Raw genomic sequence first — 14,462 nt, forward strand, 5'->3', positions numbered from 1 at the left:
TATAATGGTCTAAAATATTATTTGAATTTTATAAAAATAGAACTGAATGAATACGCCACTATAATCATAGTGGCGTATTTATCTGAGGGATGAAGCTCATTGATGTTAAAACAGTTACATGACAGTAAAGAGCTTACTGTACAAAGTTTACTGGATAATGTTTACTGGCGTTTTTTCTTGTAACGCTTCAAAACTAACACCGTCTGCTAATTCAACCAATTTTAACCCGCTGTCAGTCACGTCTAATACGGCAAGCTCAGTGATGATACGATCAACCACGCCTTTGCCTGTCAGTGGTAACTCGCAATTGGCCAGAATTTTTGGGTCACCGTGTTTATTGACTTGTTCCATTAGGACAATCACACGCTGCACGCCTGCAACCAAGTCCATCGCGCCGCCCATGCCTTTGACCATCTTTTTGGGAATCATCCAGTTAGCAAGATCGCCTTTTTCTGAGACTTCCATTGCGCCTAATATCGCCAAATTAACATGACCACCGCGAATCATCGCAAAAGACTCTGAGCTGCTAAAATAACTGGAGCCTGGCGCTGCTGTCACGGTTTGCTTGCCAGCATTAATCAAGTCAGCATCGACTTTATCTGCTGTTGGAAACTCGCCAATCCCTAGTAAGCCGTTCTCTGATTGTAACCACACATCCACGCCTTCAGGAATATAGTTGGCGACCAACGTTGGCAGACCAATGCCTAAGTTCACGTAATAGCCGTCTTGTAATTCTTGTGCGGCGCGTTGCGCCATTTGCTCTCTTGTCCATGCCATGCTGATTTCCTTATTTTTTACGATATTCTATTTTTACTTATCTAAACGATGAGCTATCTAAACTGTCATGAATATAAAAACTGATTATTAGTTTCAAACACAGTTAAGCTTTAGTCGTGGTTTTTTCGATACGTTTTTCAGGGCTATTATTCAATACAATACGTTGAACAAAGATACCTGGCAGATGCACTTCATCTGGATCAAAGGTGCCCGTCTCAACGATTTCTTCGACTTCGACGATGGTGATTTTACCTGCCATTGCGCAATCTGGATTAAAGTTGCGAGCGGTTTTGTTAAAGATTAGATTACCCGCTTTATCTGCTTTTTGCGCTTTGATCAATGCTACATCAGCACGTAGTGTATGCTCTAACACATAAGTGCGACCATCGAAATCACGTGTCTCTTTACCTTCAGCGACAAGTGTACCAACACCCGTTGCGGTATAAAATGCAGGAATACCTGCACCACCTGAGCGTAATTTTTCAGCCAATGTACCTTGCGGAGTCAACTCAACTTCTAACTCACCAGCCAAATATTGACGCTCAAACTCTTTGTTTTCACCGACGTATGATGAAATCATTTTTTTGATTTGGCGAGTCTGTAGTAACAGCCCAAGACCGAAGTCATCGACGCCTGCGTTATTACTGATACAGGTCAAGCCTTTAACCTTGCTATCACGCAATGCTTCGATTAACGATTCTGGAATACCGCATAGACCAAAACCGCCGATAGCAAGTGTTTGCCCGTCAGTTACGACGCCTTTTAGCGCTTCTTCGGCACTGCTATATATTTTTGATTGACTCATGCTTGTCTCCTATGATTATCATTTATATTTTTAATCCGTGCATAAACTAATGCTGAATTAGATGTATCAATTATCCGTTTGATTGTTGCTTTTAATAAAAACTAACAGTGAAAACTCATTATGCTTGTTTTTCTTTTGAGCGTTATAACCTTGTATAGTCGATTCGATTAAATTTAAAAACAGTACAAGGCAACCGCGTGTAGATGTATATTAAATACTTCAAGCGAGGTTAACGCAGTAATACTTTTATAGTGGAATGACTATACCAATAGCCAAAACACACCCATGATAACAGCACCAGATACCGCCAGTACGATCAGGCAATAACCCATAATGGCTCGCGCATCTAAACCTGCGATACCCAGCAATGGCAAGGCCCAAAACGGCTGAATCATGTTGGTCCACGCATCACCCCATGCAATCGCCATCGCAGTGATTGCTGGATTGACACCCAACTCGATGCCAGCTGGAATCATAACAGGGCCCTGTACGGCAAACTGACCACCACCTGATGGTACAAAGACATTGACCAAACCTGCACTTAAAAAGGCAAAGATTGGAAAGCTGTCTGCGGAGGCAGAATTGACAAAAAATTCGGTCACTTGCGTACTGATAGAGATACCATCCGCATTTGCGCCAGTCATGATACCCATGATACCGCCGTAGAACGGGAACAATAGCACAATACCCGTGATACCACCTATCCCTGAGTGTACGGCACGATAATAACGCTCTAACGTGCCATGCGATAGCAACCCTATAAATAAAAACAGCCCAATGACGATATTTAGCCCGAGGTTAAAACCGTTACTGCCAAACTCGCTGATATAGTACATCAGTGCCAAGGCTAATAGGATAACCGCAATAATGCGACTGTCATCTAGTTTTTGTGCAGGCGTGTCTCTCTGAGGCGCGATATACACTTCTTGTTTGATAAGTTTAGGATCAATAACCGTAGGGTTTTTGGGATGCATAAAACGATTGACGAGTGGCAAAATGATGATGAGCAAACCTACAAGCAACAAGTTATAGCCTGCAAATACCGTCTGTGACAGAGGCACTGCTTTAGTCATGGTATTGCCTGATAACGTCAGCAGTGTCTCACCGCCTGAACTGAGTGTCAGCGGTATCGACCCTGAAAAACCACCATGCCAAATCACAAAACCTGAATACGCGGCCGCGACCAGCAAAGGATAGTCGACGTTGGCCACTTTTCTAGCTAGTGCTTTCGCAAAGATAGCACCGATGATAAGACCGAAACCCCAGTTTATCCATGAACCAACCAATCCCACCAAGGTCGATACGATAATGGCGGTCGTAGGAGAGTGAACACGACTAGCCAGATTGTCCAGTAAGCGTTGAATGAATGGCGCACTGGCAAAGGCATAGCCTGTCACTAAAACCAACGCCATTTGCATGGCAAAGCTATGCAGTGACCACAGTCCGTTGCCCCAATGCCCCGCCATCGCAATCATATCTTGGCCAGTAGTAGCCAATCCTACAGCAAACGCGATGAGGGTCAAAACGATCGAAAACACAAATGGGGATGGTAGATAGCGATTGACTAACTGTACGCTCATATTAGTGATGGCACTAAACATATTCACATTCCTTGTAAATTTGATGTTTGGTTTTAAGAATTATTGTTAGAGCTTTGTTGAACGATTATCAGATTTGAGAATAATTACTGTTTACTACATCTAATAAATGGCGAACATTGTATTTTATATTGTTGTCCATAACAATACATTTTACATCGCTATATCATGCATGAAATACTTATGCTAACTTAACATATTATTTTCGTAGCGACTAGAAAATAACAGTCAGCGCATGTGAGTCAACGCCGCGCAGTATATAGATCGGCAGGATATTAATGGTAAATAGTGTATTAGTCTAGATTTATGTTTGATAAAACAGGCGAAATAGACCTATTTTGATTCATTTTATTGACCTATACCGATAAGCACGGCATACTCGCTGCCTTATTTTTTGCCAAGGAGGGCCATCATGTTTAGTACGCTTGCTATTGTCATTACCCTATTATTACTCATGTTCTTTGCTTATCGCGGTTATTCTGTGCTTATCTTAGCACCGATTATGGCGACGTTAGCCGTATTTCTTTCAGGTGATTTTTTAAGCAGTATTCCCGCCTATACCGATGTCTTCATGGGTGCTTTGAGTGGATTTTTACTCAAGTTCTTCCCTATTTTCTTATTGGGCGCGCTCTTTGGGCGTTTGATGGCGGACTCTGGTGCAGCGACAGCGATTGCCAATACTGTGGTTGAAAAGCTTGGTGCTAGCAAAGCCATTTTGGCCGTTATCTTAGTCTGTGCTATTTTGACCTATGGCGGTGTGTCATTATTCGTCGTGGCATTTGCTATTTATCCAATCGCCAAAGACTTGTTCAAAGCTGCCGATATTCCTAAGCGCTTGATACCAGCAGCGATTGCTTTGGGTTCATTCACCTTTACGATGACAGCATTGCCAGGTACGCCTGCCATTCAGAACGCCATTCCAATTCCTTATTACAATACCAATGTATTTGCCGCGCCTATTCTGGGTATCATCGGTGGTCTGGTTATGTTTATTGGTGGTTGGTTGTGGTTGCAGTCACGCGCCAGAAAGGCCAATGCAGCAGGTGAAGGCTATGGTCAGCATGATGAAGAGGATGTGGGCGGTATCAGTTCAACTGCAAAAGAAACTGAAGCATTAAACACGCATCACACTTCATTTACCGTTGCGATGATTCCATTAATATTGGTCATCGGTTTAAACGCTATATTGACGTATGCTATCTTTCCATCGATGGACTTTAGCGCTCTACAGACACAGTTTCCTGACTTAAATATCGCAGGCTCACTCGGATTATGGTCAATTATTCTCTCATTGGTTGTGGCTTGTGTGGTATTAATCTTGCTACGTATCGGACATTGGAACAATCTACAGAAAACCATTAACCGTGGTACTTACGACTCTATGTTGCCGATTTTTAACACGGCATCGGAAGTAGGCTATGGTGCGGTCATCGCCTCGTTGGCAGGCTTCCTTATCATTCGTGATAGCATCCTAAACCTAAGCCCTGAAAACCCACTCATCTCAGAAGCGGTGGCAATGACCACGCTGGCAGGTATTACGGGTTCGTCGTCTGGTGGTTTGAGTATTGCTCTATCCACTTTGGGTGAAGATTATCTCAGAATGGCCGTCAATGCTGGTATCGATCCAGAGCTGATGCATCGAGTCGCTGTCATGGCAGCCGGTGGTTTGGATACCTTGCCACATAGTGGTGCGGTTATTACCTTGCTAGCGATTTGTGGTCTGACCCACAAGCAGTCATATCTAAACGTTGCCATGGTCACAATGGCTATTCCTCTGGTAGCAGTGGTCACCGTTATCACTTTAGGTACTATGTTTGGTTCGTTTTAGCTTTTAATAATAAAGTCTAAAACAACAGTACCTAACCAAAAACCCACTTAGCGATTGCTCGGTGGGTTTTTTATGGCCAGCTGATAACGTCTAAATTCGATGCAAGCCTATTGTTTATGGTTAGTAGATGCCTAACGAATGAGAAGTAATTACCAAGGAATATCACAAATTTAGCCGAATTACGGTATCATAGGCACACTTTTTAAATTTTCATTATTTTTGGAAGTTTTTAGCATTGATAACATCGCGTCCAATGGCCATAAGCTGCTTAAGACGTTTGATAACTAACCCGTTTATATAAAAATATAGGTGATGAAAGTGCGTGAGATTCTAGTAACCAGTGCGCTGCCCTACGCCAATGGCTATATCCATTTGGGGCATCTTGTAGAGTATATTCAGACAGACATTTGGGTACGTGCGATGAAAGCGCAAGGCCATCAGGTCACTTATGTCTGCGCAGATGATGCACACGGCACCGCCATCATGCTAAAAGCAGAAGCCAATGGCGTGACACCTGAAGAACAAATTGCGTCAGTGAAAGCATCACATGAAGCTGATTTTTCTAAGTTTTTGATTAATTTTGATAATTATCATTCTACTCATTCAGAAGAAAATAAAGAGTTTTCCGAGCTTATTTATCGTCGTCTTAGTAGCGCTGGGCACATCAGCACTAAAGACGTTGAACAATTATTCGATCCTGAAAAGCAGTTATTTTTAGCCGATCGATTTGTCAAAGGCACCTGTCCTGAATGTGATAGTCCAGACCAATATGGTGATAACTGTGAAGTATGCGGCACCACATACAATGCCACTGAACTTAAAAATCCACAGTCTACGCTGTCTGGTTCAACGCCCGTACTCAAAACCTCTAAGCATTATTTCTTTAATTTGCCAGAGTTTGAGCAATTCTTAAAAGACTGGACACGCAGTGACAACCGTTTGCAAACGTCAGTGGCCAATAAATTGCAAGAGTGGTTTGAGGCAGGCCTAGCGACTTGGGATATCTCACGTGATGCGCCTTATTTTGGCTTTCAAATTCCAGATACCCCAAGCGATGAGCCAGATAAATATTTTTATGTGTGGCTAGATGCGCCAGTCGGCTATATGGCAAGTTTTAAAAATCTATGCGACAAACGTGCAGGTACAGAGCAAGCGCTTGATTTTGACCGCTATTGGGCACAAGAAAACGAGCACAAAACCGAGGTTTACCACTTCATTGGTAAAGATATCGTTTACTTCCATGCGTTGTTTTGGCCAGCAATGCTTGCGGGCAGCGAGTATCGTACACCAACAGGCGTCTTTGCCCACGGCTTCTTGATGGTCAATGGCGAAAAAATGAGTAAGTCACGCGGTACCTTTATCAAGGCCGAAACGTACGCTGAGCATTTACACCCTGAGTACCTGCGCTATTACTTCGCCAGTAAACTGTCTGACAAAGTCGAAGATATCAATCTAGATTTAGAAGACTTTATGCAAAAGGTCAACTCTGATCTGGTTGGAAAAGTAGTCAATATCGCCAGTCGCAGTGCTGGGTTCTTGGTTAAGAAGTACGACGGCATGCTGTCAGAAGTTTGTGCAGAGCCAGAACTGTTAGAAGACATCACCAAAACGGGTGATGAAATTGCTGCTGCCTATGAAAACCGTGAGTTTTCACGTGCCATGCGCTTAATCATGCAGTGTGCAGATAAAGCCAATGAGTATATTGATGAGAAAAAACCATGGTCACTTGCTAAACAAGAAGGCACTGAACAAGAAGTTCAAGATGTCTGCTCGGTCGCGATTAATATCTTCCGTCAATTGATGGTCTACCTTGCACCTGTACTGCCTGAGCTGACCAATAATGCCAAAGAATTCTTAAACATTGACAGCTTAGATTTCGCCAGTCGTAACCAGTGGTTACTAGGCCATAAAATCAATAAGTTCAAACCATTGATGCAGCGTATCGAAGAAAAAGATATTGAAGCCATGGTGGAAGACTCAAAAGCCTCTCTCGCACAAATAGACGCGCCAGCGCCAGCTGCTGTCACAAACAGCAAGCCAGTAGCCAAAGATACCGATACGAATGCTGAGCAAGCTGACTATATTGGTATCGAAGATTTTGCTAAAGTTGAGATGAAGGTGGCACATGTTTTGGCCTGCAACCACGTCGAAGGCGCGGACAAGCTTTTACAGTTTACGTTAGATGTTGGTGAAGACAAGCCACGCAACGTGTTCAGCGGTATTCGTAAGTTTTATGAGCCTGAACAATTGGTTGATAAAAAGGTCATTTGTGTAACCAATCTTGCCCCGCGTAAGATGAAATTTGGTATCTCAGAAGGCATGGTACTATCAACTGGTGAGCCAAAGACAGGCTTAACGGTCGTTACTTTACCTGATGCTTGTGTCGTTGGTGACGTATTAGCTTAACGGTTATTTTTAGTAGTAAAAAATAAAAAAGATGCTCTAGTGGCATCTTTTTTTATGGTTAATTTATTAAATGAATAAAAACCACGCTTTACCTATTTAAAATATCAATGATTTGCAACGTATCACTAATTACCGTCACAATATTATTTTCTGGCGTACGAATACGAACGTAACGGTCGTTATAACGGTCTAAAATGACTGAACGATCATAATTCCTTCTATCAATCTTGCCGACCACTCTATAACCGTATCTATCGAGATCACGCTTAAATGAGGCGTTAGGGCTAGCATTGCGATAAGCATTGATATTTGGGTGGGCATTGCCATTATGCTTATAGTTTTTACTGATATGGGCAGAATTACCCTTTGCGTTTCCATGTCCATTACCGTGCCCGTTTCCATGACCATCTTTTGCCACAGCAGGCAAACAAATCAAGGAGGTAGCAGTAATACCAGCGATGGTTAATAGTTTGAGATTAGTAGTGTTCATAATTTTACCTTTATAAGATTGCGTTCAGAATATTCATTTGAACAATATTAAGTAGAGATCAAAGTAAGTTATACGTTCACCACGTCAGCGTAATAGTCATGCGTATTTAGGGCTCACTCTGATTTTTATATTAAAAATTCTCGTATAAACATTAGCTTACGTTAATTATGAAGGGAGTTCGTAATAGATGAGTTGCTAGCTTGTAATATTTTTGATGGTGATTTTATCGAATAGAACAGCCTTATAACGGCATTTTTTTCATAGATAAAATAAATAAGCAGCTATCGAATAAAATCGACGACCTACTCCTTATTAACACCTATGACGAATACGACTGAATTTTTTATTGCGATAACTTACATTACTGTCATAATATGAACATAATGATCGATGGAACGATTACTTTATTGTTAGCCTGCTATTTTGGCATCAACATAGCATTGACTCGGCTAACCTGCATTTTCCAATATCATGTTTAAAACCCAAGCATAACGAAGACGAATAAGGTCTCTTATATATAGACTAAACACATCTAACGTTATCTACTTGGTTTTTACGATTGATATAACCTATGAGTTAACCTAATAATGACTATTGCTTCTACCTTACGCTTAAGCCTATACGGTGCTGCTATCAGTGCCACTCTCGGACTGATCGGCTGCTCAAATACTACAGACACTACTGCAACTGATGACAGCGCCACTGCTGATGCTAGCAAGCCCGCCAAAACATTGGCCATCACGCAAATTGTCGAACACCCTTCGTTAGATGAGATGCGCCGCGGTATCATAGATGAGCTGGCTGACAACGGTTATGTCGAAGGCCAAAACCTAACAATTAACTTCCAAAGCGCTCAAGGAAACACAGCGACAGCAGGTCAGATTGCCAAGCAATTCGCAGGAGACAACCCAGATGCCATCGTGGCCATCTCAACGCCCTCTGCCCAATCAATCGTGGCTTCAACTAAAACCGTCCCTGTCATCTATACTGCTATCTCAGATCCTGTCGCGGCGAAGCTTATCGATGCAAACGCTGTGCCTATCCAATCTAATGTGACAGGCTTATCTAGCGAATTGCCTATCGAGCCGCAATTAGACAATATTCAAAAAATTGCGCCTAATGCTAAGACCATTGGTTACGTTTATAGCCCAGGTGAGGTCAACTCTGTATCAGTACTCAACCAACTGAAAAAAGCTGCACCCGCGCGTGGTCTTAAAATATTAGAAGTCACCGCCAATCGCCCAACGGACGTTGCTATGGCGACGCGTAGCTTATCTGGTCGTGCTGATATCATTTATACATCTTTAGACAACAATGTCGTCTCTGCCTTTGAAGCGATGGCAGGTGCTGCCAATGAGCTTGATATTCCCGTCATTGCTTCAGACGAGTTTAGTGTGAGACGCGGTGCCACTGCGGCGCTTGGTGTCAATGACTATGACTTTGGTCGTACCACAGGGAAAATGGTGTATCGAGTATTAAGTGGCGAAGCCGTCAATACGATCAAGCCCGAAGTCATGAATACATTAACCTTGTATGCCAGCCCAAAACATGCGGCTGAGCAAGGTGTGAGTTTGACCGATGAGCTGCTAAAAAATGCCATCAATGTCGACAAAGAAGCAAAGAGTGCTAAATAAGTAATCGTTACCTATCTAAGGCATTGTATCAATTAGCACGTTAATACGTTTAGTGGCCTTAAAATGGCTAAATTTTAAGCCTCACAATCTAATTGATAACATGCCCTATAAGAACCGCTAGCAATCATTTTTATTTATTAAATAATGTACGGACACATTATTATTTTCAGGAGTGAGACCCATGTTGTATCAAAATCGTTTTGGTCATTTCAATTTTAGTAAGGCATTATTATTAGGCGGTGTTTGTACCGCTCTATTGACTGGTTGTAATCAATCAGCACAAGACACTGGTAGCACTGACAGCGCCACTGGCGATGCCGCAACAGAGATGAAAAACGTCGCTATTACGGCTATTGTTGAGCATCCAGCGCTTGATGACGTACGCAAAGGCGTCATCGATGAGCTAAATGAGGCCGGCTTTAAAGACGGTGAGAATTTAACCGTTAACTTCCAAAGCGCACAAGGTAATACCGCAACAGCTGGGCAGATTGCCAAGCAATTTGTTGCAGACAACTCAGATGTTATCGTTGCCATTGGTACGCCATCAGCACAGTCGGTTGCGGCTGCTACTAGCACTATTCCTTTGGTATTCTCTGCCGTGACCGACCCAGTAGAAGCCAAATTGGTATCAAAGCTTGATGGCTCTGGCACCAATGTAACTGGCGGTTCTGATGCGCTTCCTTATGAACCACAAATTGCCTTAATGCGCCAAATTATTCCAAGCTTAAAAAACGTAGGTTATGTTTATAGCCCAGGTGAGGTGAACTCTACCATCATCCTAAAAAATCTCAAAGAAAAGCTGACACCAATGGGCATCACTGTACATGAAGCCCCTGCCCAGCGTAGTACCGACATCGCGATGGCGGCACGTAGCCTCGAAGGTAAAGTCGATATGATTTACACATCAACCGATAACAACGTGGTATCTGCTTACGAGTCGCTGTTCCAAGTCGCTAAAGAAAGCAAAATCCCGCTGATTGCTTCAGACACCAGTTCTGTTGCACGCGGTGCCATTGCTGCATTGGGCGTTGACTATTATGCACTTGGTCGCGAAACAGGTAAAATTGTAGTGCGTATTTTGAATGGTGAAAAAGCAGGCGATATCCCTGTTTATACGCCACAAGCACTTGATTTGTATGTCAGTCCAAAAAATGCCACAGCTGAAGGCATCACATTGCCACAAGCAGTTATCGATAAAGCAAAAGAAGTGGTAGAATAGCGCCCTCTGAATGTAAGCATCACGTTAAACGATTACATTGATGGTTTAATCATAGATTGTTGCTTATATTTACTGCTATTATTTCAGTATAAAAATGACCCAGCTACTGGTATATGAGCTGGGTTATTTCTAATGTGATATAAGCATTAAAACCGAATTTCGAACCAAGGTATTTTATGCTCATTCCTCATAGGAAGATGTTTTGGTTTACCCTAACCGCAGATTGCTTAATCTGTTAAATTCACCGCTTAGCCGTTTGGGTTATATGGGCTTATAGGCAGCATGCTTCATACCTTTGCTGTTTTTTGCTTGTGATAATAATCGCTAAACGCTTGATGATAACCGACTAATATCTTATGTCCTTAATTGCTTTTTTTGGTGCGCTTGAAAGCGGTCTAATTTATGGCCTTGTTGCACTTGGCGTGCTGATTTCATTTCGTACGCTCGACTTTCCCGACTTGACCGCTGATGGTAGCTTTCCGCTAGGTGGCGCAGTCGCCGGTATATCCATCATCGCTGGTGTTAACCCATGGTTGGCCTGTGCGTTTGGTATGCTAGCAGGCTCCGTCGCTGGTGTCGTTACTGCATGGTTGCATGTCAAACTTGGCATACTGCAATTACTTGCCAGTATCTTAGTCATGGTTGCCCTATATTCTATCAATTTACGTATTATGGGGGCGCCAAACTTACCACTATTGGGCGAAACCACGGTGTTTAGCACCTTGGTGACCGATGGTAATGGCTATTGGATGCGCTGTTTGATTATTGGTATGGTTGTGATACTTGCCATGCTGTTTTTAAACTGGTTCTATAGTACCGAAACTGGTCTTTCGATGCGTGCCACTGGCTCAAACCTAAGAATGGCGCAGGCTCAAGGTATTAATACCTCATGGATGACCATCGTTGGTATGGCAGTGTCTAACGGTTTGATCGCTTTAGCGGGTGCATTGTTTGTTCAAACTCAGGGCGGTGCAGATATCTCGATCGGTATCGGTACGATTGTCATTGGTCTAGCAGCGGTCATCATCGGTGAAACCATCATTCCGGCCAAGCGTATTTGGCTGATTACTTTTGCCGTGGTCGTCGGTGCCGTGCTGTACAAGCTATTTATTCAGGTTGCGCTATCGAGCGATACACTGCGTAGTATTGGCTTTGGCCCGCAGGATTTGAACTTGATTACAGCGCTACTCGTCGTATTTGCCTTGGTATTGCCAAAAGCTAAAAATAAATTCTTAAGTCGTAAAGTTCGAGCTTAATGTCAATGTGCAACCATAAGGAATAATTATTATGATGCAAGCTACAGATTTGCGGTTGACCTTTAATCCTGGAACGCCCATTGAAAACCCTGCACTACGCGGTATCAATTTAAACATTGCAGATGGTGAGTTTGTGACTGTCATCGGTACTAATGGTGCTGGTAAGTCGACCTTTCTAAACGCAGTCAGTGGTACCACGCGCGTCGATAGTGGCTCAATCCTGTTAAACGGTATTGATGTCACCAAAAAGACTGCGCATCAACGTGCTCATTGGGTTGCTCGTGTGTTTCAAGACCCAATGGCAGGAACTTGTGAAGCGCTCACTATCGAAGAAAATATGGCGCTTGCTTATAAGCGCGGCGGCAAACGTGGGTTGAGCTTTGCGCTAAACCCAAGCAACCGAGACTTGTTTAGAGAGAAACTCTCAGTCCTAAAGCTTGGACTAGAGAATCGACTGACTGACCGTATGGGACTGTTGTCTGGTGGTCAACGACAAGCCGTCAGTCTACTAATGGCATCATTGCAACCGTCTAAAATTCTATTACTTGATGAGCATACAGCGGCACTTGATCCAAAGACAGCGGCTTTCGTTTTAGAATTGACCGATAAAATTGTAACGGACAATAAGCTGACCACGATGATGGTCACGCACTCGATGCAACAAGCATTGGCGCATGGCACACGTACTGTTATGTTGCATCAAGGCCAAGTCGTACTCGATGTGTCAGGCGACAAACGCCAAGGCATGACTGTACATGATTTACTCGATATGTTTGAGCAAACTCGTGGCGAAAAAGTCGAAGATGACAGCTTGATTTTAAGCTAATCCGCAAAACAGCTGCATTTGAATGCTAAATAAAAAACGCCTGTTAAATGGGCGTGTTGAACATTAGGAGCAAAAAAATAGCAAACGAGTAATCTTTAAGTTCTCACACAAAAAAGACGTCGTTTGCTATGCCTTGCTCAAAGAGCAACACTGGACAAGACTAAGGTCTATATTACTAGAGCTTAATATCTATGACACAGGGAATAACGGTCGAAGGCGTACTGTATCGTATGCGTGTCGGCTATCCTTGGCGTGATCTACCCTCCTCATTTTTAATCATCATAGTCATTATATAAATTTTATAAAGAATGACAAACGACTTCAATCTTGTTCCCTGAAGGATCGATTAGAAAAGCGGCATAATAACCCTCATGATACTCAGCTCGAAGTCCTGGCTGCCCAGCGTCATATCCACCATTAGCAATGCCTTGAACATGAAAGGAATTAACTCTATCTCTCTTATCGACTTGAAAACACCAATGGTTAGCATGGTTACGAGTGAAGTCTTGTGCCTCAAAGATAGTCAGATAGCTATTATGATGAGCATCTGGCGTGTTCCGAACGCCGTATTTTAAAGCCTCGGCTGAACCCTCTACTTTCTTAGCACCTAAAATAGGCATAATAGCATCGTAAAATTTTTCAGCATTATTTAAGTTGGCAACCGATAGTGAGATATGATCAATTTGTAGCGTCATGAAAGTTAAACCTTAAAGTTATTAGAGTGTTAGGGTGTGTTATCAATTAATACATTATTTATCTACAATTTTTCTCATTTTAAGCCTCATAATCTAATCGATGACACACCCTAGGTGATTTAAGAATAAATAAGCATAATAGAGACACTTCTCTACTTTGCGCAAAAGCTTTTAATACCTATCAGCCGCAATGCTTACATTAATTTCCATATCTCCGGAACTAAAACCCCTTCCATATCGATAAAGGCAACTTTATTCATATTTAATTCCTTTAGTTTAAGTTTGCAAAGAGCAAGAACACACCTAATAGACCTAATATAAAACCAATGACACGATTAATTGCGACTTGCTGCTTTAGCATTTTTTCTCTTAGCGTCCGTTGAGAGAACAATAAAGCCACCAAGGCGAACCACATGAAGTGAGCCACAGACATAAACAATCCATAACCGATTAAAATAGACTTTGGGGTACTAGCACTAACAATCTGTGTATACGTACTAATGACAAACAATGTAGTTTTGGGATTCAAAGCATTGGTAAAAAAACCATAGCGCAATGCTTGTCCGGAACTGATGCGCGCAGAAGCGCCGACGTCATGTACAGGCTTTTGTGTGAATGTCTTATAACCAATATAAATAAGATAAAGTGCACCAAGATATTTTATGATTGTCAAAAAATTTGGCGCAAGCTTCATGACAATCGCAACAGCTACTAACGTATAAGTCACATGCACTAAGACACCTAGCGCTATACCAATAGACGTTAGCACACCGACTGAACGCCCGTATAGGTAGCTATTCTTAGTAACAATAGCGAAATCAGCCCCAGGACTAATCACAGCAAGAATGGTAATCATGATAACGGTAAAAAATTCTGTCATTTAATGAACTCTATAAAGAAAATACCAATATATAAAGAGTTTTATCTT

At 42.4% G+C, this 14,462-nt stretch carries 12 protein-coding genes; 6 read left to right on the forward strand and 6 right to left on the reverse strand.

From position 1 onward, the window contains the following. Positions 1 to 147: 147 nt before the first annotated feature. From I6E61_RS07020 to I6E61_RS07030, 3 genes are all read right to left on the reverse strand, one after another. On the reverse strand, positions 148 to 777 hold the full coding sequence (locus tag I6E61_RS07020) for a 3-oxoacid CoA-transferase subunit B (protein WP_197132182.1): 630 nt from the start codon (positions 775 to 777) through the stop codon (positions 148 to 150). A gap of 103 nt (positions 778 to 880) precedes the next feature. Then, positions 881 to 1,582: a CoA transferase subunit A gene (locus I6E61_RS07025; RefSeq protein ID WP_197132185.1), complete on the reverse strand. Its 702-nt coding sequence runs from the start codon at positions 1,580 to 1,582 to the stop codon at positions 881 to 883. 260 nt (positions 1,583 to 1,842) lie between these two features. Further along, a complete protein-coding gene (locus I6E61_RS07030; RefSeq protein ID WP_197132188.1) occupies positions 1,843 to 3,183 on the reverse strand; it encodes a short-chain fatty acid transporter in 1,341 nt (446 codons plus the stop codon). Between the two features lie 409 nt (positions 3,184 to 3,592). On the opposite strand from I6E61_RS07030, the gene I6E61_RS07035 reads away from it, so the two are divergent. Together I6E61_RS07035 and metG are read left to right on the forward strand one after the other, a co-directional pair. Continuing rightward, the gene (locus I6E61_RS07035) at positions 3,593 to 5,008 is read left to right on the forward strand and encodes a GntP family permease (RefSeq protein ID WP_197132191.1); all 1,416 of its coding nucleotides are present in this window, start codon (positions 3,593 to 3,595) and stop codon (positions 5,006 to 5,008) included. A gap of 312 nt (positions 5,009 to 5,320) precedes the next feature. Further along, positions 5,321 to 7,414, forward strand: a complete 2,094-nt coding sequence (gene metG, locus I6E61_RS07040) for a methionine--tRNA ligase (RefSeq protein WP_197132208.1) — start codon at positions 5,321 to 5,323, stop codon at positions 7,412 to 7,414. Between the two features lie 88 nt (positions 7,415 to 7,502). Here the strand turns inward: metG and I6E61_RS07045 are convergent, their stop codons facing one another. Further along, positions 7,503 to 7,904, reverse strand: a complete 402-nt coding sequence (locus I6E61_RS07045; RefSeq protein WP_197132211.1) for a hypothetical protein — start codon at positions 7,902 to 7,904, stop codon at positions 7,503 to 7,505. A 587-nt stretch (positions 7,905 to 8,491) separates the two neighbouring features. Between I6E61_RS07045 and I6E61_RS07050 the strand changes: the two genes are divergently transcribed. The 4 genes from I6E61_RS07050 (at position 8,492) to I6E61_RS07065 (ending at position 12,839) form a co-directional block, all read left to right on the forward strand. Further along, a complete protein-coding gene (locus I6E61_RS07050) occupies positions 8,492 to 9,538 on the forward strand; it encodes an ABC transporter substrate-binding protein (protein ID WP_197132215.1) in 1,047 nt (348 codons plus the stop codon). 181 nt (positions 9,539 to 9,719) lie between these two features. Further along, on the forward strand, positions 9,720 to 10,757 hold the full coding sequence (locus tag I6E61_RS07055) for an ABC transporter substrate-binding protein (RefSeq protein WP_197132217.1): 1,038 nt from the start codon (positions 9,720 to 9,722) through the stop codon (positions 10,755 to 10,757). Positions 10,758 to 11,113: 356 nt separating this feature from the next. Then, the gene (locus tag I6E61_RS07060; protein WP_197132220.1) at positions 11,114 to 12,013 is read left to right on the forward strand and encodes an ABC transporter permease; all 900 of its coding nucleotides are present in this window, start codon (positions 11,114 to 11,116) and stop codon (positions 12,011 to 12,013) included. A 31-nt stretch (positions 12,014 to 12,044) separates the two neighbouring features. Next, complete coding sequence (locus tag I6E61_RS07065) at positions 12,045 to 12,839, forward strand: ABC transporter ATP-binding protein (RefSeq protein WP_197132223.1); 795 nt, start codon at positions 12,045 to 12,047, stop codon at positions 12,837 to 12,839. 299 nt (positions 12,840 to 13,138) lie between these two features. On the opposite strand, the gene I6E61_RS07070 is transcribed toward I6E61_RS07065, so the two are convergent. Together I6E61_RS07070 and I6E61_RS07075 are read right to left on the reverse strand one after the other, a co-directional pair. Further along, complete coding sequence (locus I6E61_RS07070) at positions 13,139 to 13,534, reverse strand: VOC family protein (protein WP_197132226.1); 396 nt, start codon at positions 13,532 to 13,534, stop codon at positions 13,139 to 13,141. Between the two features lie 271 nt (positions 13,535 to 13,805). Next, entirely contained in the window at positions 13,806 to 14,414 is a 609-nt protein-coding gene (locus I6E61_RS07075) for a LysE family translocator (protein WP_110922504.1), read from the reverse strand. Positions 14,415 to 14,462: the final 48 nt, after the last annotated feature.

The organism is Psychrobacter sp. NZS113, from assembly GCF_015864825.1.
Classification (GTDB): domain Bacteria; phylum Pseudomonadota; class Gammaproteobacteria; order Pseudomonadales; family Moraxellaceae; genus Psychrobacter.

Bases quoted from the DNA above. Each gene is read 5' to 3' on its own strand.
- I6E61_RS07020 (WP_197132182.1), bottom strand. From the start codon at position 777: ATGGCATGGACAAGAGAGCAAATGGCGCAACGCGCCGCACAAGAATTA.
- I6E61_RS07025 (WP_197132185.1), bottom strand. From the start codon at position 1,582: ATGAGTCAATCAAAAATATATAGCAGTGCCGAAGAAGCGCTAAAAGGC.
- I6E61_RS07030 (WP_197132188.1), bottom strand. From the start codon at position 3,183: ATGTTTAGTGCCATCACTAATATGAGCGTACAGTTAGTCAATCGCTAT.
- I6E61_RS07035 (WP_197132191.1), top strand. From the start codon at position 3,593: ATGTTTAGTACGCTTGCTATTGTCATTACCCTATTATTACTCATGTTC.
- metG (WP_197132208.1), top strand. From the start codon at position 5,321: ATGAAAGTGCGTGAGATTCTAGTAACCAGTGCGCTGCCCTACGCCAAT.
- I6E61_RS07045 (WP_197132211.1), bottom strand. From the start codon at position 7,904: ATGAACACTACTAATCTCAAACTATTAACCATCGCTGGTATTACTGCT.
- I6E61_RS07050 (WP_197132215.1), top strand. From the start codon at position 8,492: ATGACTATTGCTTCTACCTTACGCTTAAGCCTATACGGTGCTGCTATC.
- I6E61_RS07055 (WP_197132217.1), top strand. From the start codon at position 9,720: ATGTTGTATCAAAATCGTTTTGGTCATTTCAATTTTAGTAAGGCATTA.
- I6E61_RS07060 (WP_197132220.1), top strand. From the start codon at position 11,114: ATGTCCTTAATTGCTTTTTTTGGTGCGCTTGAAAGCGGTCTAATTTAT.
- I6E61_RS07065 (WP_197132223.1), top strand. From the start codon at position 12,045: ATGATGCAAGCTACAGATTTGCGGTTGACCTTTAATCCTGGAACGCCC.
- I6E61_RS07070 (WP_197132226.1), bottom strand. From the start codon at position 13,534: ATGACGCTACAAATTGATCATATCTCACTATCGGTTGCCAACTTAAAT.
- I6E61_RS07075 (WP_110922504.1), bottom strand. From the start codon at position 14,414: ATGACAGAATTTTTTACCGTTATCATGATTACCATTCTTGCTGTGATT.